22 protein-coding genes and 1 pseudogene are annotated in these 20,815 nt (G+C 66.6%); 9 read left to right on the plus strand and 14 right to left on the minus strand.

What is annotated here, in order from left to right; all coding sequences use genetic code 11:
• Positions 1-45: 45 nt before the first annotated feature.
• A complete protein-coding gene (locus tag ACQKIE_RS04020) occupies positions 46-615 on the minus strand; it encodes a host attachment protein (protein ID WP_427456019.1) in 570 nt (189 codons plus the stop codon).
• Positions 616-747: 132 nt separating this feature from the next.
• Positions 748-2,238, minus strand: a complete 1,491-nt coding sequence (zwf, locus tag ACQKIE_RS04025; protein WP_427456021.1) for a glucose-6-phosphate dehydrogenase — start codon at positions 2,236-2,238, stop codon at positions 748-750.
• Positions 2,239-2,409: 171 nt separating this feature from the next.
• On the opposite strand from zwf, the gene ACQKIE_RS04030 reads away from it, so the two are divergent.
• A complete protein-coding gene (locus ACQKIE_RS04030) occupies positions 2,410-3,156 on the plus strand; it encodes a glucose 1-dehydrogenase (protein WP_427456023.1) in 747 nt (248 codons plus the stop codon).
• Positions 3,157-3,169: 13 nt separating this feature from the next.
• Here the strand turns inward: ACQKIE_RS04030 and yjjX are convergent, their stop codons facing one another.
• From yjjX to ACQKIE_RS04045, 3 genes are all read right to left on the minus strand, one after another.
• Positions 3,170-3,730: an inosine/xanthosine triphosphatase gene (gene yjjX / locus ACQKIE_RS04035; protein ID WP_427456025.1), complete on the minus strand. Its 561-nt coding sequence runs from the start codon at positions 3,728-3,730 to the stop codon at positions 3,170-3,172.
• 2 nt (positions 3,731-3,732) lie between these two features.
• Complete coding sequence (gene pgm, locus ACQKIE_RS04040) at positions 3,733-5,379, minus strand: phosphoglucomutase (alpha-D-glucose-1,6-bisphosphate-dependent) (RefSeq protein ID WP_427456027.1); 1,647 nt, start codon at positions 5,377-5,379, stop codon at positions 3,733-3,735.
• 121 nt (positions 5,380-5,500) lie between these two features.
• Positions 5,501-6,139: a response regulator gene (locus ACQKIE_RS04045; protein WP_427456029.1), complete on the minus strand. Its 639-nt coding sequence runs from the start codon at positions 6,137-6,139 to the stop codon at positions 5,501-5,503.
• 72 nt (positions 6,140-6,211) lie between these two features.
• Between ACQKIE_RS04045 and ACQKIE_RS04050 the strand changes: the two genes are divergently transcribed.
• Positions 6,212-7,069: a hypothetical protein gene (locus ACQKIE_RS04050; RefSeq protein WP_427456031.1), complete on the plus strand. Its 858-nt coding sequence runs from the start codon at positions 6,212-6,214 to the stop codon at positions 7,067-7,069.
• A 5-nt stretch (positions 7,070-7,074) separates the two neighbouring features.
• Positions 7,075-7,923, plus strand: coding sequence for an NAD-dependent protein deacetylase (locus tag ACQKIE_RS04055; protein WP_427456798.1), 849 nt, complete (start codon positions 7,075-7,077; stop codon positions 7,921-7,923).
• Here the strand turns inward: ACQKIE_RS04055 and tadA are convergent.
• Positions 7,920-8,426: a tRNA adenosine(34) deaminase TadA gene (gene tadA, locus ACQKIE_RS04060; RefSeq protein ID WP_427456033.1), complete on the minus strand. Its 507-nt coding sequence runs from the start codon at positions 8,424-8,426 to the stop codon at positions 7,920-7,922. The two genes, ACQKIE_RS04055 and tadA, sit on opposite strands and share 4 nt — an antisense overlap.
• Positions 8,427-8,522: 96 nt before the next feature.
• Here tadA and ACQKIE_RS04065 point away from each other — a divergent pair, with 96 nt between their 5' ends.
• The 3 genes and pseudogenes from ACQKIE_RS04065 to ACQKIE_RS04075 all read left to right on the plus strand — a co-directional run bounded on the left by ACQKIE_RS04065 (position 8,523) and on the right by ACQKIE_RS04075 (position 10,096).
• A complete protein-coding gene (locus ACQKIE_RS04065; RefSeq protein ID WP_427456035.1) occupies positions 8,523-8,990 on the plus strand; it encodes a carboxymuconolactone decarboxylase family protein in 468 nt (155 codons plus the stop codon).
• A 256-nt stretch (positions 8,991-9,246) separates the two neighbouring features.
• A pseudogene (locus ACQKIE_RS04070) lies at positions 9,247-9,495 on the plus strand (SAM-dependent methyltransferase); the annotation flags it as partial.
• Positions 9,398-10,096, plus strand: a complete 699-nt coding sequence (locus ACQKIE_RS04075; RefSeq protein WP_427456037.1) for a class I SAM-dependent methyltransferase — start codon at positions 9,398-9,400, stop codon at positions 10,094-10,096. The pseudogene ACQKIE_RS04070 and the gene ACQKIE_RS04075, both read left to right, overlap by 98 nt.
• Here the strand turns inward: ACQKIE_RS04075 and ACQKIE_RS04080 are convergent.
• The 3 genes from ACQKIE_RS04080 to ACQKIE_RS04090 all read right to left on the minus strand — a co-directional run bounded on the left by ACQKIE_RS04080 (position 10,071) and on the right by ACQKIE_RS04090 (position 12,427).
• Positions 10,071-10,628, minus strand: a complete 558-nt coding sequence (locus ACQKIE_RS04080; RefSeq protein ID WP_427456039.1) for a DNA-3-methyladenine glycosylase I — start codon at positions 10,626-10,628, stop codon at positions 10,071-10,073. The genes ACQKIE_RS04075 and ACQKIE_RS04080 overlap by 26 nt on opposite strands.
• Before the next feature lie 84 nt (positions 10,629-10,712).
• Positions 10,713-11,174, minus strand: a complete 462-nt coding sequence (locus ACQKIE_RS04085; RefSeq protein ID WP_427456041.1) for a DUF1348 family protein — start codon at positions 11,172-11,174, stop codon at positions 10,713-10,715.
• A 92-nt stretch (positions 11,175-11,266) separates the two neighbouring features.
• Positions 11,267-12,427: an NADH:flavin oxidoreductase/NADH oxidase gene (locus ACQKIE_RS04090; protein WP_427456043.1), complete on the minus strand. Its 1,161-nt coding sequence runs from the start codon at positions 12,425-12,427 to the stop codon at positions 11,267-11,269.
• 190 nt (positions 12,428-12,617) lie between these two features.
• Here ACQKIE_RS04090 and ACQKIE_RS04095 point away from each other — a divergent pair, with 190 nt between their 5' ends.
• The 3 genes from ACQKIE_RS04095 to ACQKIE_RS04105 all read left to right on the plus strand — a co-directional run bounded on the left by ACQKIE_RS04095 (position 12,618) and on the right by ACQKIE_RS04105 (position 13,858).
• A complete protein-coding gene (locus tag ACQKIE_RS04095; RefSeq protein WP_427456045.1) occupies positions 12,618-13,133 on the plus strand; it encodes an isoprenylcysteine carboxylmethyltransferase family protein in 516 nt (171 codons plus the stop codon).
• Between the two features lie 106 nt (positions 13,134-13,239).
• Complete coding sequence (locus tag ACQKIE_RS04100; protein WP_427456047.1) at positions 13,240-13,461, plus strand: hypothetical protein; 222 nt, start codon at positions 13,240-13,242, stop codon at positions 13,459-13,461.
• A 145-nt stretch (positions 13,462-13,606) separates the two neighbouring features.
• The gene (locus tag ACQKIE_RS04105) at positions 13,607-13,858 is read left to right on the plus strand and encodes a type II toxin-antitoxin system death-on-curing family toxin (protein ID WP_427456049.1); all 252 of its coding nucleotides are present in this window, start codon (positions 13,607-13,609) and stop codon (positions 13,856-13,858) included.
• Positions 13,859-13,897: 39 nt separating this feature from the next.
• Here the strand turns inward: ACQKIE_RS04105 and ACQKIE_RS04110 are convergent, their stop codons facing one another.
• The 5 genes from ACQKIE_RS04110 to ACQKIE_RS04130 form a co-directional block, all read right to left on the minus strand.
• On the minus strand, positions 13,898-14,542 hold the full coding sequence (locus tag ACQKIE_RS04110) for a dihydrofolate reductase family protein (protein WP_427456051.1): 645 nt from the start codon (positions 14,540-14,542) through the stop codon (positions 13,898-13,900).
• A 61-nt stretch (positions 14,543-14,603) separates the two neighbouring features.
• Positions 14,604-16,742, minus strand: coding sequence for an HlyD family efflux transporter periplasmic adaptor subunit (locus ACQKIE_RS04115; protein WP_427456053.1), 2,139 nt, complete (start codon positions 16,740-16,742; stop codon positions 14,604-14,606).
• The gene (locus ACQKIE_RS04120) at positions 16,730-18,109 is read right to left on the minus strand and encodes an efflux RND transporter periplasmic adaptor subunit (RefSeq protein ID WP_427456055.1); all 1,380 of its coding nucleotides are present in this window, start codon (positions 18,107-18,109) and stop codon (positions 16,730-16,732) included. Before ACQKIE_RS04120 ends, ACQKIE_RS04115 begins: the two co-directional genes overlap by 13 nt.
• A gap of 4 nt (positions 18,110-18,113) precedes the next feature.
• The gene (locus ACQKIE_RS04125; protein ID WP_427456057.1) at positions 18,114-18,890 is read right to left on the minus strand and encodes an efflux RND transporter periplasmic adaptor subunit; all 777 of its coding nucleotides are present in this window, start codon (positions 18,888-18,890) and stop codon (positions 18,114-18,116) included.
• 5 nt (positions 18,891-18,895) lie between these two features.
• Positions 18,896-20,815 carry a TolC family protein gene (locus ACQKIE_RS04130; RefSeq protein WP_427456059.1) on the minus strand — a complete coding sequence of 640 codons (1,920 nt, stop codon included), beginning with the start codon at positions 20,813-20,815 and terminating at the stop codon, positions 18,896-18,898.

Raw genomic sequence — 20,815 nt, forward strand, 5'->3', positions numbered from 1 at the left:
ATAATGCGGGCGGAGCGCGGCGATACAACGGGCTGCGCCCCGTGGTCAGTGCCTGATGTCGACGTTCCCCGACCGCAATTCCTCAGCCGCTTTGGGCTCCAGCTTGCGCCGCGGGCCCGAACGCTCGGGCCAGAGTCGCTGGGTCAGTTCCGCTTCGCCCAGGCCGGTCAAATCCTTGCTGAGCTCGCGGGTGACGGTCTTGGCGATCTCTGTCGGGAAGCGTTGGCGGAGGACGCCGAGGAAGCGAGGCGCCGCCACCACCTCGAGCGTGTCGAAGCGCCGCTGCTGGTGCCGCTCGAGCAGCAGATTGGCGACGCGCCGGGCGAAGTTGTCCGCCTCCTGGTGGAACTCGGCCTCGCCCGCCGAGGCGGTGACACTCGCGGTACCCATCACCGGCGCGGAGCCGGGCCCACCGGTACCGCCGACCATGTTGCCGCTACGGCGCCCCTGCGCGTCGCGGCGGAATTCGGCGCTGCGGCCGTGCGCGTCCTCGTCGACGAGTTGCTCGACGGGTTGCAGCACGCCGCCGTCAGCGGGCAGTTCGAGGAGTCGGGCGATGCCCTCGTCGGCGACGAGGAGCCAGGTACGTTTCTGGCCGTGTTGGCTGGCTGTCATGATCCACTCCGACGATGGCCCCGGACGACGGGAGTGCCGCCCCGGCATCGCCATGCCCGCCATCGTGCCCCGCGCGCCGTGGTCGATCCCGCCGATGCCTTGTGAAGGCACCGGACACGAGCGTGAACGGGCTCAGGCCGCCGCGTCTTCGATCCACTGGTGGCCGGACCGGCGCAGCAGTTCGCGCGCGGACTCCGGGCCCCAGGTACCGGCCTCGTAGGCATCCGGCGCCTCGGCGCGTGCGCGCCAGCCGTCGAGGATCGGCGTGACCCATTGCCACGCGGCCTCGGTCTCGTCCTTCCGCACGAACAACGCGGGGCTCCCCTTCACCGCATCCAGCATCAGGCCCTCGTAGGAGTCGCGATAGCGCACGCGCTCGGGTCGCCCCAGCGGGCTCAGCGCGTCCACCTCCTCGAGGCCGAAGCCGTTGCCGGGGTGCTTCACGAACAAGGGCAGCGTCACGCTCTCGTCGGGCTGGACGCGGATCACCAGACGGCTGCCGGGCCTTGCCTCGCCGAACAACCCTGGCTCTCCCCCACGGAACTGCACCACCACCTCCGTGAGCTTCTGCGGCATACGCTTGCCCGAACGCAGGTAGAACGGCACGCCGCGCCAACGCGGCGTGTCGATCTCCGCCTTCAGCGCCACGAATGTCTCGGTCTGGCTCGGCACTTCGCCGGGTAGTTCCTCGCGATAGGCGGGAACCCGCTTGCCACCGGTGGTGCCTTGCACATATTGCCCGCGCGCCACGTTCGCGTGCAGGTTGTGCGGGTCGAGCGGCTTCAGCGCCTTGAGCACGCGCACCTTCTCGTCGCGCAACGCGTCGGCGTCCAGCGATGACGGCCGCTCCATCGCGACCACCGTGAGCACTTGCAGCAAGTGGTTCTGGATCATGTCGCGCAGCGCGCCCGAACCGTCGTAATAGCCACCACGACCTTCGAGGCCGACGGTTTCGGCCGCGGTGACCTGCACGTACTCGATCGACTCGCTGTCCCACATGCGCTCGAGCATCGGATTGGCGAAGCGCAGCGCGATGATGTTCTGCACCGCCTCCTTGCCCAGGTAATGGTCGATGCGATAGATGCTGTTCTCGGGGAAGTACTGGCCGACGCCCTCGTTCACCTTCCTCGCTGTGGCGAGGTCGGTGCCGATCGGTTTCTCGAGGACGATGCGCGAGGTGTCGCTACGCAGTCCCTTCTCCGCGACGTTGCGGGCGATGTCGCCATACAGGGCCGGCGCGGTCGCGAGGTAGAAGACCCGTACCCGACCGTCTCCCGTACCCGATTCCAGCAGCGACTTGAGTCCGGCCCAGTTCCCGGACGACTCCGCACCGTTGAGGCTCACATAGTGAACCAGGCCGAGGAACTGGTTCAGTGTCGTATCGACGACCTCCTCGGCACGCAGGTGTTCGCGCAGGGCGTGGCGCACGCGTTCGCGATACGAGGCGTCGTCCAGTGGCGACCTGGCCGTGCCGACGATACGTGCGTCGCCGGGCACCTGCCCTTCCGCGAAACGGCGGTACAGCGCGGGCAACAGCTTGCGCATGGTGAGGTCGCCAGTGGCGCCGAAGATGACGTAGTCGAAGGATGCGACCGGTTCAAGCGGAATGTTGGGCGTGTTCATGGGTTGCATGGATGAGGCGGATGCGGCCGGATTCAAGGGCGCCACGCGTCTTTCGGCATTGACCGGCAGGCATAGGTGTTGTGCCGGGCAAGGTATGACAGCCGGCATTCCTTCGTCCCCATGCTTTCCCGGGACGGGCCCACCGTGGGCCACGACGAGGAAATGAAACCCATGAGCAAGCTGAAAGAGAAGGTCGCGATTGTTACCGGCGCATCCAAGGGCATCGGTGCGGGTATCGCGAAAGCGCTGGCCGCGGAAGGCGCGGCCGTGATCGTCAACTACGCGTCCAGCAAGGCGGGCGCCGACAAGGTCGTTGCCGAGATCGAGGCCGCTGGCGGCAAGGCCGTGGCGGTGGGTGGCGATGTGTCGAAGCAGGCCGACGCGGAGAACCTGGTGGCGAAGGCGATCGAACATTTCGGCCGCCTCGACGTCCTGGTGAACAACTCCGGCGTCTATGAATTCGCATCCATCGACACCACGACCGAGGCCCTGTATCGCCGCACGTTCGACGTGAACGTGCTCGGTGTCCTCCTGATGAGCCAGGCCGCGTCGAAGCACCTCGGCAGCGGCGGCAGCATCATCAATATCGGTTCGGCGGTCACTCGGATCACGCCGGCCGAAAGCGCGGTCTACTCGGGCACCAAGGGTGCGGTGGATGCGATCACCGGCGTGTTGGCCCGTGAGTTGGGCCCGCGCGGCATCCGGGTCAACGCGGTCAATCCTGGCATGGTCATCACCGAAGGCGTCCAGACGGCGGGCTTCGCCGGCTCCGACCTCGAAACCTGGGCCGCCAGCCAGACACCGCTCGGACGCGTGGGCCAGGTCGACGACATCGCCCCGGTCGTGGCTTTCCTTGCCACCGACGATGCGCGATGGCTCACGGGCGAGCTGATCCTCGCCTCGGGCGGGATGCGCTGAGTCGCGACCCGGCTCAGCCCTCGCTCCGGAGGCCGTAAAGCTCCGGGTGGAGGAATGGCGCCATCGCCAGCACCATGGCCTGCGTGTACGCGCTCTCGCGCGTCGCGTGGCCATTGGTGACGAGGCCGATGGCGCCACCTTGCTGTTTGATGTTGACCGTGCCGAACAGGCGATCCATCACGTCGCCTAGTTCCTCGCCATCGAGCAAGGCTTCGTAGACCGCTGGCGGCAAAGGCAGCCACGCGCTGCAACCGACGGATACGTCGATCCCGTTGGCGATGGCTACGTAACCGAATGTGCCGGGACCGTCCTCGGTCACGTCCACACCCCCTTCCAGCGCGACGTAGAAATCCGCTTCGCCGTGCTGTCGGCAGAAATTCAGGCGGTTGACCGCGCCTTCCCGCGTTTCCGCCGCGGTCATGGGCTGGTCTGGCACGCCGGACGGCGCATGCATGCCTTCGCATTCCACCAGCCGGCCGGGAAACAAGGGCGCGAGCGCATTGCGCACCGCGCCGATCTTCACGGGATTGCGCGAGCCGACAAGGACGCGGATGGGCGACGTCTCATGGGTCATCGTCATCCGTCCGCCAGCGCCTTGTCGACCATCGCCTGCGCTTCTTCGAGAATCGTCCGGAGGTGCTCTTCACCGCGGAAGCTCTCGCCGTACACCTTGTAGATGTCCTCGGTACCCGAAGGCCGCGCCGCGAACCAGCCGTTCGCCGAAATCACCTTGATTCCACCGATACCCTGCCCGCCCGCCTTGTTGGTCACTTCGGTCACGGCATCGCCGGCCAGCGTCGACGACGTGACCTGCTCGGGAGCGAGTTTGGACAGCTTCGCCTTCTGCGCGTGGTTCGCCGGTGCGTCGATGCGCGCATTGGCGGGATTGCCCAGCTGCGCCGTGATATCGGCATAGACCTGACCCGGGTCCTTGCCCAGGCGCGCGGTCATCTCGCCCGCGAGCAGCGCGGCGACGATGCCGTCCTTGTCGGTGGACCACGGCGACGCGTCCTTGGCGAGGAACGACGCGCCGGCGCTCTCCTCGCAACCGAAGCCGAGGCTGCCGTCGTAAAGGCCCGACACGAAGTACTTGAAGCCGACCGGCACCTCGCGCAGCGGCCGGCCAAGATGCGCCGCGACGCGATCCAGCAGCGCCGTGCTCACCGCGGTCTTGCCGACCGCGGCGTCTTCTCGCCAGCCGGGACGGTTCTGGAACAGGTACCAGGCGGCCGTGGCGAGGTAGTGGTTCGCCTGCATCAGACCGGCGCTGGGTGCCACGACGCCATGGCGATCGTGGTCGGTATCGCATGCGAACGCGACGTCGAAGCGATCCTTCAGGCCGATCAGGCGCTGCATCGCGTACGCGGAGGAAGGGTCCATGCGGACGCGGCCGTCCCAGTCCAGCGACATGAAGGAAAACGTGGGATCGACCACTTCACTGACGACGGTGAGGTCGATGCCGTAGCGCTCGCCGATGGCGCTCCAGTAATGCACGCCCGCGCCGCCGAGCGGGTCCACGCCCATGCGGACGCCGCTCGCGCGCACGATTTCCAGGTCCAGCACGTCACCGAGGTCGCCGACGTATCGCTGCAGGAAATCGTACTCACGGGTGGTATCCGCCTTGCGCGCCTGGGCGTACGGCATGCGCTTAACCTCGCGCAGCCCGGCCTCGATCAGCGCGTTGGCGCGCGAGGCGATCCAGCCCGTGGCATCGGTATCCGCCGGTCCGCCATGCGGCGGGTTGTACTTGATGCCGCCGCTCTCGGGCGGGTTATGTGAAGGCGTGATGACGATGCCATCGGCCATGCCGCGCTCACGGCCGCGGTTGTAGGCGAGGATCGCATGCGAAACCGCGGGCGTAGGGGTGAACTCCCCGCCGGTCGATACCTGCGTCTCCACGCCGTTCGCCGCGAGGACCTCCAGGGTGCTTTCGAAGGCCGGCCCGGAGAGCGCATGCGTGTCGATGCCGACGAATACGGGGCCGTCGACGCCCACCTGGGCCCGGTAGTCGCAAATGGCCTGGACCACGGCCAGGACGTGCCATTCGTTGAAGGAGCGGTCGAACGACGAACCACGATGGCCGGAGGTGCCGAAGGCCACCCTCTGCTCGGGCACCGACGGGTCGGGCTTCAGGTCGTGATAAGCGGCCAAGAGCGCCGCCACGTCGACAGGCTTGCTCTCCGTGGCGGGTTTGCCCGCAAGCGGACTGATCTTTGCACTCACCGATGGCTCTCCTACGACAGGCAATGTCGCAAGCATACGATGTGTTTTGAGATTTCTTCCATGTCCGCCGACACAGGACACGGTTATCGTGGCGGCGTCACGCCCGCATCACGCCGGTGTGTCACAAGCGCAGTCGCTCGATGTACTCGAAGATCTCGGCATCCGTGTCCAGCCGAAGCTTCCGCATGGCGTTCGACTTTTGCTGGCTGATGGTGGACAGTCCGCGGCCGGTGGCGCGCGCGATATCGGTGACACTGTTGCCGGCGGCGAACATGCGCAGGATCTTGAGCTCCCGTGGGGATAGATCGGCCAATGTTCCGGATTTATCCAACGGTGCACCGGGCGGCGCACCGATCAACTCGCGTACCGAGGCTCCCAGGTAGACATGGTTCGACAGGATTTCCAGCAGTGCCTCGGGAATCTCCCGTGTGTCAGCCGTCTTGCCAATGAGCCCGAGCACGCCCGTACCGATGATTTCCCGATACAGGGCGGGGTTCGCCAGCGTGGTGATCACCATCACCGGAAGGTCCGGATACGTCTGGCGCACCTCGCGCAACAGTGCGAGACCGTCGCGGCCAGGCGCGGGCATGCTGAAGTCGGTGATGAGCGCGTCGCACGGTGTCGTCGCCAGGTGGCCCAGCAATTCGTCGGGCGATTGCGCTTCCGCCACGACGGTGGCGAATCCGTCCTTGGCCAGTGCCAGGCTGAGGCCCTTCAGCACCACGGGGTGATCGTCCGCCAGGATGACGCGGTAGACCATGAGTGATCCGTCCTATCTTGCTTGTCCAGTCACCGACGGACTGGTCTCGGATACCGCCGGTGGAGCGCAGAGTTGAGCATATTGCGCCTCCTGATGCCACTGCGCCGGCGCGTCGCGGCATGGTGTGCCGCTTGCGTCGACGACGGCACGCATCCTCGCAAGTCCGTCGACGGTGACCTGCATGCCGTGCTTGCGCGCGTGTCCACGCGTTGCGCGGCGCGAGCACGATCGCGCGGCATGCGCTTCGAGCTCGAGGTGGATCCCGCCCTGGTTCGTCACCTTGCCGGGCCACTCGATGCGCTGGAACACGTGCTGTGCCTCTTGCTGGAGCGCGCGGTCGAGCACGGTTCGCCCCGTGTGGCGTTGCAGGTGGACGTCGTTGGCGACGACGTCGCCGGCCAGCTCGTGCACTTCACGGTGGTGGACGATCACCGTCCCGGCGAGACGCATTGCGCGCGCTTGCGCGACGCCGCGACGATCGTGGCGGCCGTCGGTGGCGTGGTGCATACCGAACGAGGCACCGATATCGGCGACCGCATCATCGTGGAACTGGCCTTCGACCTGCCGCATACCCCGCCGAGCATCGACGTGGAAGCGCTGCGGACGACGCTCGGCGGTGAAGCCGCCCTGCGCGAGGTCATGGCCGCGCTCGACCGGGCCCTCTGTAGTGACCTCGCCGATCTTGACGTCCTGCTGGCACGTCCCGGCGTGGAACAGCTCCAGGCGTGGCTTCATCGGGTGTCGGGAGCGCTGGGCATGGCCGAGGCCAGCGAGCTGGCCCGGGTCGGGCTCGCGCTGGAACGCGAGCTGCAAAAAGGCCGCCGGCCCCATCTCGACCGCGCCGTGAGGCGCTTCGCGGAGGATGCCGCCCGTGTGCTCGATGTCCTTCGCGAACAGGTGCCATCGATCGGCTATAGTCCCCGTTCGTGAACACCTTGCCCGCCATCGAGGCCACCGCGTCCGATCCGCTAAACGACTTCATCGAGGCGCATCCGCGCCTGTTCGTCGTGACCGGCGCGGGCATCAGCACGGACTCGGGCATTCCCGATTACCGCGACGGCCAGGGCTCGTGGAAACGAAGTCCGCCAATGACCCTGCAGACCTTCATGAGCGGAGTACCCGCCCGTGCCCGTTACTGGGCACGAGGCATGATCGGCTGGCGTCACTTCGCCTCGGTGCAGCCCAACGTGGCGCATCGCGCGCTTGCCTCGCTGGAACATGACGGCCGCATTGAGTTATTGCTCACCCAGAACGTGGACGGCCTGCATGAAGCCGCCGGCAGCCTGAACGTCGTCGACCTGCACGGCCGGCTCGACCGCGTGCGTTGCATGCAGTGCGGCGACATCACCACGCGGGAAGACATGCAGCGGCGCCTGCAGGAGGCGAATCCCGGCTGGATGGACCTCCAGGCGAGCATCGCGCCCGATGGCGACGCCGATCTCGACGGTGTGGATTTTTCCGCGTTCGAGATTCCGCCCTGCGCGGTGTGCGGCGGCATCCTCAAGCCCGACGTCGTCTTCTTCGGCGAGAACGTGCCGCGCGCCCGTGTGGAGACGGCCTGGTCCCACTTGGCGCGCGCCGATGCGATGCTCGTCGTCGGCTCGTCGTTGATGGTGTATTCCGGCTACCGCTTCGTCCTCGAGGCCTTGCGCCGGGGCCTGCCCATCGCCTCCGTGAACCTGGGCGTGACCCGGGCCGACGCGCTCCTCACGCTCAAGCTCGAGCGATCCTGCGCCGAGGCACTGGCACCTTACGTCCGTCGCCGCACGACACCGGCTGCCTAGCGTCGCGACCGGAAGAACTGGCGGAGCAGATCGCCCGCCTCCTCCGACGCCAATCCCCCGACGACGTCCACCCGATGGTTGTGCCGTGGGGAGACGAGTGTGTCGAAGACGCTGCCCGCCGCACCGGTCTTCGGGTCGGTCGCACCGAATACCACGCGCGCCAGGCGGGCATGGACCATCGCCATGGCACACATGACGCACGGCTCGAGGGTCACGTACAACGTCGCGCCCGGAAAACGGTAGTTGGACAGCGTCTGCCCGGCCGCACGCAGGGCCTGGATTTCCGCGTGGGCAGTCGAATCGTTGAGCGTGATATTCCGGTTCCAGCCCTCGCCGACGATCCTTCCGTCGAGTACGAGCACGGCGCCCACCGGCACCTCGCCCTCCGCGTCGCGCGCATGGACCGCGAGCTCGAGCGCGCGGCCCATCCAGGCGCGGTCGGCGTCGCTGAACGATGAGCCGGCGACAGGCGAGGCGGGATCGGTAGTGGACAGGTGGGTCATGCGGCGGATGGTACATCCAAGCCGCCGATTCTTGGCCCTTTCCGCCAGCCCGACATGGCGCGCAAGCTATGACTTTCCCACACGGAATCCCCGAGCATGAGCAAGCGCATCAACTACATGAAAGTAGCTCCCGACAGCGTCAAGGGGCTCCTGGCCGTCCACGGGTACATCGGCCAGAGCGAGCTGAAGCAGAACCTCGTGAACCTCGTCTACCTTCGCGTCTCGCAGATCAACCACTGCGCGTACTGCATCGACATGCACTCGCAGGACCTCGTCAAGCACGGCGTCCCCTTCGAAAAGCTGATCCTCACGTCGGCCTGGCGCGAAGCGGGCGACGTGTTCACGGCACGCGAACAGGCCGCGCTGGCCTGGGCGGAGTCTGTCGCGAACGTCGCCGAGACGGGCGTACCGGACGAGGACTACGCCGCGGCGACCGCGGCATTCAGCGAAAAGGAGCTGGTGGACCTCTCGGTAGCCATCGCGCTGATGAGCGCCTTCAACCGCCTGGGTGTGGCCTTCCGCAATACACCGACCGCCGCGACCAAGCTCGCCCAAGCCGCGTGAGGCCGCACCGCCGGACGGTTTTCGCACGACCTAGCGCGTGGACCGTCCGGCGGATGGCGAAGGCCGCAGGTTCGTACGAGGCTGCACCGAGGCAGGGGGTTGACCACCTGGCATGGCGTCCTTGCAAGACAACGCCCGGAAGAAGGCTGGCTGGGCGAGAAAGCGCCGCCCGGTTCCTACTGATCGTGGCGCAAAGGCTGCCTCTTCGCGTCATGTCGGCGTAGGCTTCGCACATCGTTTCCGGCATGCAGGCCCCATGGACAAGCCAGACAAACCGCGTGGCCTGCTCGGCGACACGTCGGCGCGCGACTATTCGAGGAAGCTCCAATCCTTCAACGCCTTCGCCGAACCGGAGATACGCCGTGCGATGGCTGGGCTGGACCTCCGCCCCGGCATGCGTGTCCTCGATGCCGGTTGCGGCACCGGCGAGGCGATGGGCTGGCTTTCAAGCGACGTGGGGCCCGACGGTATGGTCGTCGGCATCGACCTGGCGGCGCCCCACGTCGCCTCGGCACGGGGCACGGGGCACGGCTCCGGCGGATGCGCTGGTCATGCAAGCCGACCTGCAGGCGTTGCCATTCGCACCCGGCAGCTTCGACCTCATCTGGTCGGTCAATACCGTCAACCACCTTCGCGATCCAGTGGACGGCCTGCGGTTGGCCGCGTCACTGCTGCGACCCGGCGGCCGGATCGCGCTAGGGCAGAGTTCGTTGCTGCCGGACATGTACTTCGCATGGGATTCCCGCCTTGAGCGGCTGGTCAACGAAGCGGTGCGCCAGTATTACCGCGATCGCTACCACCTCGACGAGCGCGACCTGGCGTCGGTACGGTCCATCGTCGGGTTGCTCCGCGCCGCGGGATTGCACGACGTCACGGTGCTGACGCAGGTGATCGAGCGCGTGGCGCCGGTCCGTGCGGAAGACGAGCGGTACCTTGTCGAGACCATCTTCCGGGACTCATGGGGCGAGCGATTGCAGCCCTACCTCTCGCGCGACGACTACGAGGCGCTGGGACGCCTCTGCGACCCGCGGCATCCGGATTTCGCGCTACGGCGGCCGGACTTCCATTTCCTGCAGACCTTCACCCTCGCCATCGGAAACACGTGATCGCGTGGTCGTCGACGATGCCCACCGCCTGCATCCAGGCATAGGTGATCGTCGGCCCCACGAATTTGAACCCGCGCTTCTTCAGGTCCTTCGAAATGGTGACCGACAACGGCGTCTGTGCCTGTACCGTGCGTCCGTCGCCACGGATCACCTTTCCGTCCGTGAAGGACCAGCAGTAGCTGTCGAAATCCTCGCCGCGCTCGCGCATCGCTTCATACAGGCGCGCACCGTTGATGGTGGCCTCGATCTTCGCCCGCGAGCGGATGATCCCCGGGTCGTCGAGTAGGCGCAGGATGTCCTTTTCGCCGAAGCGAGCCACCGTCGCCGGCTCGAATCCCTTGAACGCTTTCCGAAAGTTCTCGCGCTTGCGCAGGATCGTGATCCACGAAAGGCCGGCCTGGAACCCCTCCAGCATGAGCTGCTCCCAGAGCATGCGGGAATCGTGCAGCGGCGTGCCCCACTCCGTATCGTGGTATTCGACATAGAGCGGGTCGGTGCCCGCCCACGCGCAACGCGTCGGTTCTTTGGTCATGCGAGGGTCCCTGGCGGCCGTTGCCGCGGCGAGGCCCATGATGCCGATCCATCGGCACGTCCGCCATCCGCTGCTTGCACGAACTTACAGTCCCAAGTCGGACAGTCCCGGGTGGTCATCGGGGCGGCGGCCGAGCGGCCAGTGGAACTTGCGCTCGCTTTCCTTGATCGGCAGGTCGTTGATGCAGGCGTATCGATGGTGCATTTCACCCGCCTCGTCGAACTCCCAGTTCTCGTTGCCGTAGGAGCGGAACCAGTTTCCGCTGTCGTCGTGCCACTCATAGGCGAATCGCACGGCGATCCGATCGCCGGTGAAGGCCCACAACTCCTTGATCAGCCGGTAGTCGAGCTCCCGTGCCCACTTCCGGGAAAGGAACTCGACGATCGCGGCGCGGCCACGCGCGAATTCCGCGCGATTACGCCACTGGCTGTCCGGCGAATACGCCAGCGAAACCCGCTCGGGATCGCGGCTGTTCCAGCCATCTTCCGCGAGGCGGACCTTCTGGACGGCGGTATCGAGGGTGAAGGGAGGCAAAGGTGCGGCCATGGGAGCGGTTCCTGATCCAGGTACGGCACTTTACCGAGGAATGCGGCACCCAGCTTGCCGCATCCTGCCGCGAGTCCATATCCAACGCTTCCTTACCGATAATGACCGTCCTCGGCGCGCGACCACCTGGGCGACGGATCTGCCGGACCGTCCAGCTTGAACAGGTGCCGATGGATCGAAGGCTGCGAACGCAGGTACTGCTTCGGTGGGCGGATGGTTGCGCCGAGGGTGGCGGCTGCATGCCACGGCCAGCGCGGGTCGTAGAGGATCGCGCGAGCCAGCGCGACGAGATCCGCGTCACCCGTGGCGACGATCGCTTCCGCGTGCTCCGCATCCGTGATAAGGCCAACGGCGACCACCGGCATCGACACCGCCTGCTTCACGCCGCGTGCGAACGGCACCTGGTACCCGGGGCCGACTGCGATCCGCTGCGCCGGGTGCAGCCCGCCCGTGGAAACGTGGATGGCGTCGCAGCCGCGCGCCTCCAGGGCCTTCGCAAACGCGATCGTCTGCTCGAGGTCCCAGCCTCCCTCCACCCAGTCGGTGGCCGAAACGCGCATGGTCACGGGCCGATCGGCGGGGAACGCCGCGCGTACCGCATCGAAGACTTCGAGTGGAAAACGCATGCGGTTTTCCAGCGAACCGCCGTATTCGTCGGTGCGCTGATTGGAAAGCGGCGACAGGAACTGGTGCAGCAGGTAGCCGTGCGCCCCGTGCAACTGGACGAAATCGAGGCCCAGACGGTCCGCACGCCGCGCGGCGGCAGCGAACGCATCGCGCACGCGCTGCAATCCCTCGCGGTCCAACGCGACTGGCGCATTCTCGTCCGGATGGAACGGGATCGCCGATGGCGCGACCGTCTGCCACCCGTGCTCGTCGCCGGGAGGAAGTTGCGCCCCGCCGGCCCACGGCACCTCGGTGGATGCCTTGCGGCCGGCATGGCCCAACTGGATGCCGATGCTCATGTCCGACCATTGCCGGACGCTGTCGAGCGTCTGGCGCATCGCTTCTTCCGTCGCATCGTCGTACAGCCCGACGTCACCCCAGGTGATGCGGCCCTCGGGCAGCACCGCGGTCGCCTCGATTGTCAACAGCGCGGCGCCCGACATGGCGAGTTGGCCCAGGTGGATGCGGTGCCAGTCGTTCATCTTGCCGTCCACGGCCGAGTACTGGCACATCGGGGCAATGACGATTCGGTTGGGTAGTTCGCGATCGCGGATGCGGATCGGCTGGAAGAGCGCGGAATGCGCCATGGTGCAAACTCCGTGATAAGAGGATTCTCATCATGCACATGGTGCCGTTGAAGGAATTGGCAAGCCCAGTTCGAGGGATGCCAACGACATCCCGCTGAGGCATCGTCCCGGGCCCCACGACCTGTTATTCCCGAACTTCCCGCATGGCGGAGTCCATCGCCGGCGACGTTCCTCCCCGGATGTAAGACCGATGACCTTGTTCTTCCTTGCCTTCACCCTCTTCGCCGTCGCTTGCCGCGTCGCGAGCCTCGCCGTGTCGCTGCGCCACGAAGCCGCCTTGAAGCGTGCCGGCGCGGTCGAGTACGGCAAGCTCAACAGCAACGTGCTTGCGCTATGCCATGTCCTCTTCTATGGCGCCGCCCTCTGGGAAGGATGGGCGCGCGGACCCGTGCTCGACATGACGGCGTATGCGGGCATCGCGCTCTACCTCGTCGCGATGCTCCTCCTGCTCCACGTGGTCCGCCTGCTAGGCCGCCTGTGGACGGTCAAGCTCATCATCGCGCCGGACCACGAGCTGGTGACCCACCCCCTGTTCCGGCTGGTGCGCCATCCGAACTACTTCCTCAACATCATCCCCGAGCTCATCGGCCTGACCCTGGCCCTGCACAGCTACAAGACCCTGGCGATCGGCCTGCCGATCTACCTGGTCCCCCTGATCGTGCGCATCGTGCAGGAAGAGCGCGCCATGCGCGCCCGCTTCGGCTGAGCGAGCGTTAAAATCTAGCGGGCGCGACAGGAGGAGGAGCCTTTTGCGATAATCACCCCGACCGCAGCCAGGCGGATCGAAGGTCCCAGGCGACCCGGAGAGTGCCATGAGCAAGACTTATCTTTCCAAGTACAACATTGCCGTCCGACCACGGTCGAAGGTTTCCCGGGACGCGGTCTCGGGCCGCTTCACCTCGGAAGTGATCGTGCACGGCAAGGATGGACGTGTCATGTCGGTTCGGAGTGCCTCTTCCACCACGGTGAAGGAAGTGGCCTCGAAGGTCATCAAAGAGCATCACGACGTCATCAAACGCCTGGCAAAACGGTGACCTCCGCATTCGTTTCGATTTCGGTGGATCAAGTGCGTGAAATCCACGAACTCATCCTCGAGACGGAGCCGGGCCTTGTGGGTGAACACGCGGGTTACCTCGAAGGTGCGCTCAACCGGGTTGAACCGCGCAGTTCTACGAAGGAGTGGACGACCTCTTCGAGCTCGCAGCTCATTATGCCCGTGCGATCGGACAAGGCCACTGCTTCGCCGACGCCAACAAGCGTACCGGTCTCGTCACCTGCCTGACCTTCCTCGAGTTACACGACGTGTCTGTTGCTCGTAGCCCAGATCTCGAAGAGATGATGGTCGACCTGACGACGAAGGAGCTTCCGCTCTCGGATTTCGCTACGTTGCTGTACTCGCTCGCCAACCAGACGGAATTCCAACAGCCGTAGCAGGGGTTGAGCACCGGTCATGCCGTCATATAACGGCAACTACTCCTTCCTGAGAACGACGTGCATCGCTTGTTCGCCCTGGGTCTGCTCGGTCACGGTGTAGCCGAGCGCGAGCAAGTCGATCCCGGCGAACAAGGATTCCCCGCGACCGAGCACCACGGGCGAGATGGCAAGGTGCATCTCGTCGATGGCGCCTGCCTGCAGGTACTGTCTGATCGTCGCGGCGCCGCCGCCGACGCGGACATCCCTACCGGCCGCGGCTTCCTTCGCCCTGGCAAGCGCTTCGTCGGCACCGCCAGTCACGAAATGGAAGACGGTGCCTCCCTTCATTTCCAGCGGTGCGCGTGGATGATGGGTGAGTACGAAGACCGGACAGCCATAGGGTGGCGTGTCGCCCCACCAACCCTTCCAGCTGTCGTCGGGCCAGGCGCCTCGGACAGGGCCGAACATGTTGCGGCCGAGGATCCAGGCGCCCATGCCCGCCATCGAGCGCGCGGCGAAGGTTTCATCGATCCCGGTCGAACCGCCTTCCTTGCCTAACATGGTGTGGAAGGTCTTTGAGTCCCGGAGCCAGCCATGCAAGGCTTCGGCCCCGACACCGAGCGGCTGCTCGAGGCTCTGCTCGGGACCGGCACCGAAACCGTCCACGGAGATAGAAAAACCGTTCACGCGTACGTTTGTCATTACCCGCCCCTTTCTCGGCCACCGTGGCTGGCGGCAAGGCTACCGCAAGCACCGAAAGACATCAGCCTTCCTTGCCCAGCCCCGTCTGCTGCAGGAGGATCAGGAGCGCGCTGTCGATCCAGCGCCGGCCGATGCTTTCACGACGTCCTTCCATGTGCACCGTCGCCAGGTCTTCGGCCGCCACCGGGCCAGGAAGACCATCGCCCTCGACGCGAACGCGATACCAGACCGATGCCGGCTTGAGATCCTTCGCGGGCGCGGTGGGGTTCAGCGGAATCGGCCCACCGTGGTTCTTTGCGAGCATCAGGCTCGGAAGGTGTTCCATCGCGCCATTGTCGACGGCGACGACGCGGCCGCGCAGGGGATTCCAGCGCCCATGACGGTAGACCGTGGCTTCGGTGCCGGGTACGAGGCGAGCGCGATCGGACTCCGATACCAGCACTTCCGCCCGCCAGCGCGTGCCGCCGACAACGGTCGCCATGCGCGAGCCGGGCGAGACCCAGTTCCCCGCCTGCAAGGTCGTGTCGAGATCGCGCACGGTGCCGTCACCGGCGGCGACGAGGCGCAGCCGGTGGAGTTCGGCGGCGCTGGCCCGCAATTGCACGTCGTACTGGTCGGCCATGCGGTCGGCCACCACCTGTTTCGCCACACCGTCACGATCGAGGGCGACGGCGCCGCGCGCCGCGGATTCATAGGCCTCGCGTAACGCTCCGGCCTTGGCGCTATCGTCTTTCGGTGTCGGCGCGGACAGTTCGAACAACACCTGGCCGGCTTTCACGTGCTCGCCTTCACGAACACCCACGCGCTCGAGGCACGCCGCGTAAGGCGTGAACACCGGCTGCTCGAGTCCCGCTTCCACGATGCCATCGGCGGTGATGCTGGACGACCATGGCACCAGGAAGACGATGGCGAGGATGCCAAGCAACAGGAGCCAGCGATTGAGGACGGACCGGCGGATTTCCGCACGACGGGCCCACCAAGTCCTCAGTTCGTAGAGCATTGGCTTCACGACGAATGTCACGATTTCCACCAGGAAGAGAATGAGGCCAAGGGCCTTGAAGAACGCGTGGTAGACGACCACGGCGATGCCCACGAAGAGGGTCAGCCGGTACAGCCAGGTGAGGAACGCGAAGCCGGTGAGGAAACCGGCGAACCGCGGCGACACTGCATCCGGCCGGGGGTCCTCGATGCCCAGAAGCGTGCGCCTCACCCAGCGCTTCGCCCAGCGGCCCGCTCGCTCGTGCAGGCCGGGGTAGTCGAGCGCATCGGCCAGGATGAAATAGCCGTCGAAACGCATGAAGGGACTCGCGTTGACCGCGATGGTGAGCACCCACGCAGTGGTGCCGAGGAAGAACAGCGCATTCTTGAAGTTGCCTTCCGGCGCGAACGACCAGAGCAGCGTGCACCACGCCGCCAGCACCAGTTCCGCCATGACGCCGGCGGACGCGATGGCGAGGCGACGCCTCGATCCTTCCAGCTTCCAACTCTCGCCCGTGTCGGTATACGCCATCGGCCACATCACGAGCAGTGCCACGCCCATGTGCCCCACGCGCACTCCGAAGCGCGTGGCCATGAACGCATGGCCGAATTCGTGCCAGCACTTCGAGAACACCAAGGCGCCCGCGAAGGCGACGAACCCTTCCCAGCTCATCGCACCGCGGAGGTTTGCCTGCACGACGTCCCACTGGCGCGCCGCAAGCAACAACCCCAGGACGGCGGCGACCAACGTGGCGACGAGGAACCTCGCGCCGAACATCCATTGCACGTAAGGGAGCGCGCGACGCAGGAACCGCTCGGGCCGTATGAGTGGAATGCGGATGAAGAGGTAGTTCTGCAGCAACCAGTGCATCGCCGAGCCCTGCCGCTTCGGCATCGCGGCACGGGTGAGCTGCTGCTGCTGGAGGAAACGGGCGAAGTCGACGACGTCGTCCGCTTCGGGAGCCAGCGTCGTGCTCGCCGCCACGGCTTCGGCGATGCGCACCGGATCGCACAGCGCCCAATGTTGCAGGATCTCGAACTCCAGCCAGCCGATGCGGAAGAACTGGTTGCGCACGGGATCGGAGAGGTGCCACGCGGGCGAACCATCGCGATTCCGTCCTGCGGGATGGATCTTCAATTCATCGCGCAACGCCGGCCACGGCGGCGCGGCCGCGGGCATGTCCCCCAGGGCTGCCGCCGCCGCGTTCATCAGATACCGCACCACGCACGCACGGTCGCGAGCGGCCGGCGCAGCATCAGGTAGCCAAGCACGCTCCAGCGGCCGGACACGCGCGCCGTGCCCTGCAAGCCGATGCGCGCGCCCGGCGGCGTGCCGTCGATCGTGCCGCGCAGCACGTAACTGGCCACGCCGTTAGGTGCTTCCACCGGTTGGTAACCCGCATAGTCGAGCCGCGCATCGAGGGGATCGAGCGGCGCCACCTTGAGGAACACGGTCATCGGCGCGCCCGCCGCGAGGTTCGTGGGCTCGCCGACCGGTGCCCAGGCGCGCACGCCGAGTGCGTGCGGGTCGGCGAGCAGGCCAATGCGCTCGCCCGTCTGCACAGGTCGGCCCGCCCAGTCGTCGGGATCGGAATAGACGAAGACGCCATCGGCCGGTGCGCGGATGGCGAGCTTGTCCACCTCGCGCTGCAAGGAGACGACGTCCACCTGCCGCTCCCGCCATTTACCTTCCGCCATGCCCAGGTCGGCCTTGGCATTCTGGCTTTCGATCGCTTGCTGCGCTGCCTGGTGCATCTCGACGTTGGCCGTCGCCAGCTCCGCCTGGGCCACGGCGAGTCGGTTCCGCAGCGTAGTGTCGTCGAGTTCGGCAAGCACCTGCCCCGCCTTCACCACCGTGTTCGGCAGGACCACCATGCGATGGATCACGCCCTCGCGCGGCGAGGCGATGACCTGGCTGCGGGTGGAGATCACCTCCGCGGGCACCAGCGTGTATTCGCGTATCGGCACCAGGAGAACGAGCAGCAGCACCGCCAGGGCGTAACGTAGCCGGCGACCGCTGCTCGCCTTGCGCCACCAGCGCTGCCAGCGCGTCGGCCGCGCGACGAGCGACCACCAGGCGTAGCCATAGAGGCTCGCCAACTGCAGCAGCGCGAACTCCGCGCCATCGGCGACCAGCGTCGTGGGCCACGGCTCGTCGCGGGCGAGGAAGAGCAAGGCCCCGGCGTTATGATCCGGCCCCACCAGCGGCAGCACCCACACGTGCGCCGGCAGCCACTCGCCCCACTCGGAGGCGAGCTCCTCGCCAAGCATATCGGGCGAGAGCGGCAACACGCGGGCCCCGGCGGGAAGTTCCGCGCAGCGCTCGGCGATGCGCCGGGTGACGGCGACCAGCCACAGCGCATAGGGCGTGTTCGGATCGGGATCGGCGAGGCCCGAATGCGCGGTGAGCCGGGGACCGCGGGTTGCCGACAGCGTCATCAGCGCGGCCTGCCGGTAATCCACCAACAGGCGCGTTTCGTTGCAGGCGACGAACCCGAGTTCGGCCGCGGTGGTCGCGGCTTCCACGCGTGCCGCGAGCGCATAGAAGCGCGACGGCGCGTGCGCGCCCCGGGTATCCGGTGCATTCATCGTTTCAGCCCTTCCCGTTGCTCTTCGCGGGCATGGCGCGGCCGCTCATGCCGGGCAACACACGGCTGGTGTCGCCGAGGAAATCGGCCTCGATCTCGATGGTCTGGCTCACGGCATCCACGCGACCGCTCAAGCGGGTCACGGTCAGCACGTAATGCTCGCCCGTCTCGTCGACGCTCGCGTCGAGCTGCGCGCCGGGTCGCAGCCAGGCGATCCAGTTCGACGGCACGTTGAGGCGGGCCTTGGGCGTGCCGGTGCCGACGAGGTCGATGATGGGCGCGCCGGGTGCGACGCCCTGCCCTTCCTTCACGTGTACGCGGGCAACGCGACCGTTGAACGGCGCGACGAAGCGGCACTGCGCCAACTGGGCATCGAAGATGCGCATCTGGCTGCGCGTGCGATTGACGTCCGCCGCGGTCAGCTCCACCTCGAGCGCGGCCGCCGACTGCAGACCCTGCAATTTGGCCTTGGCCTCGTAACGCAGCTGGGCCGCCTTGTACTCCGCATCGGCCGAGGCCCGTTTGGCATCCAGGTCGCTGCAGTCGAGCGACACCAGCACGTTGCCCTTGGCCACGCTGTCGCCCAGCTGCGCGTACACACGGGCAACGCGTCCGCCAGCCACGGCGGACAGCGGTGCTTCCCGGTCCGCCACGACGAGGAAGCGCACCGGGGCTTGCGCCGCGGCAGGAGACGACTGCCCCTGCGCGGTTCCCGTGAGACCGAGGGCGAGCAGACCGGCAACGCCCGTCGCTTTCTTCATGATCTTCTTGATCTTCGACATACCGTTCATGGCTGCGTGGCGGCTGCCGTCTCCGGAGCCGTGACCAGCCGACGTACTTCACCCATCACCGACAGCGTGGCGGCTTCGGCCAGTGCCGCGACCGCGCGCGTGGTGACGTCATCCGGCAGGTAGCTGCGGTAGCTCTGCGTCATGAGGCGCTTGCCCGTGTTGTCCTGCACGATCACGTCCCACTGCGCGCGCGTCGCCGTCTTGTTCGGGGTCGTGCTGAAGTGCAGCTCCACGCCGAGGGCGTCGGCGCCCTGGCCGAGGGACAGCTGGTTACCGGTCATGACCTTGCCGACAGCGGCACGGACGGCACCGGCATCCACACGCGCCGGCAGGCCGGTCACGCTGAGCTGGATCGGACGATCCATCCCGACCGCATCGGCCGATTCCGTGAAGACCTGCTTCTCGCCGCCGGCGAGGCTGGTCTGGATCGCCTTGGAGAGCGACGGCAGGTCGCTGCCCACGACCTCTTCCGGCATCAGGTCGATGCCGACGGAGTTGAGCACGCGGCCGTAGGCCGACTGCGCGGCGGCATAGGACGAGGCTTCCTGGAAACGCGACACCATCGAGCGGGCCTGCGTGCGCAGGGTCTCCAGGTCGCTGGTGAGCTGGTTGTTGGAACCGGCGCGAGCGACGCTGGCGAGCCGCTGGTCCACATGCGCGGACTCCTGGGCCAGCTGGTGGTCGTACACGGCGAGCTTGTAGCGCTCGACCGAAACGCGGACCTGCGTGAGCACGGCCATGCTCAGCGCCATGCGACGGGCGTCGTCGACCTTCATGCGCGCCTCGTTGGTGCGCTTGATCGCCGGGATCCCCGCGAGGCGGAACAGGTTCATCGACATGCTGACGCCGCCCTGGGCCCAGCTCTCGTTGTACAGGTACTTGTTGGAGTCGTACCCACCGCCGCCGAACAGGTTGAGGTTCGGGAACAGCGCGGCGATCTGCTTCTTCGTCTCGATCGCGTCGATGCGCGCCTTGTAATCCTCTTCGCGGAGTTCCGGACGCTGCTCGAGCGCCATCTGCTCGAGCTGGTCGAGGTTGGACGGCACCTGCGAGAGCGTCGTTTCCTTCGCGTCGGCCAGCGTGAAGTCGGTACCCGGCGCCAGGTTCATCAGCGCGGCGAGCTCACGCTTCGCGAACTCCATTTCCTGGCGCTTCTCGTTCACCAGGGTCATGGCGTCTAGCAGCGCGCGCTGGTACTCGAGGCCTTCCACGGGCGGGAGCACGCCGGCACGCTCGGCCTGGCGGGTCTTCTCGAGCGCGGCCTGGATGTTGTCTGCGAGCGTCTGCGTTTCACCGAGCAGACGCTGCGCACCGAGCGCGCGCCAGTACGCGTCGCGCACATCCTGGACGATGTTCTGCAACACCTTGCGACGGCGCTCGTCGGTGGTGTTGACGTCGTCTGCCTGCTGCTTGGCCCGGTAGTAGCTGAGGCCGAAGTCGAGCACGTCCCACGAAAGCGTGGCATCCGCGAGGTAATGCACGCGCTCTTCGGAGGTGGACGGACGCAGGCTGATGACGCGGTCCTCGATGCCGATGCTGGTGCCGCCGGAGTCGTTGCTCCGCCAGCGGTAGCCGGCATCGACCATGAGCTTCGGCAGCATGTCGAGTTCGGAGACGTCGAGGAGTCCGCGCGACAGTGCGGTCTCCATCAGCTTGAGGCGATAGTCCAGGTTGTACTTGAGCGACCGTGCCATCACGTCGGAGAGCGTCAGCGCGCTGGTGATGGGTTCCTGGCCCTTGTACATGGCCTGCTGGTCGTTGCGCACGCGCGTGGCGACTTCATCGTGCGTGAGCGGCTTCGGCTTCACCGCGCCGCAGCCGGTCAGGAAGACGGCAAGGGCGATGGAGGCAACGAGGGGTACGGGACGCAGCGCGGACTTCGGCATGGCGGTCTTCATGGCAGTGGAATGGAGCAT

Source organism: Luteibacter sp. NPDC031894, from assembly GCF_050273135.1.
Classification (GTDB): Bacteria; Pseudomonadota; Gammaproteobacteria; order Xanthomonadales; family Rhodanobacteraceae; genus Luteibacter.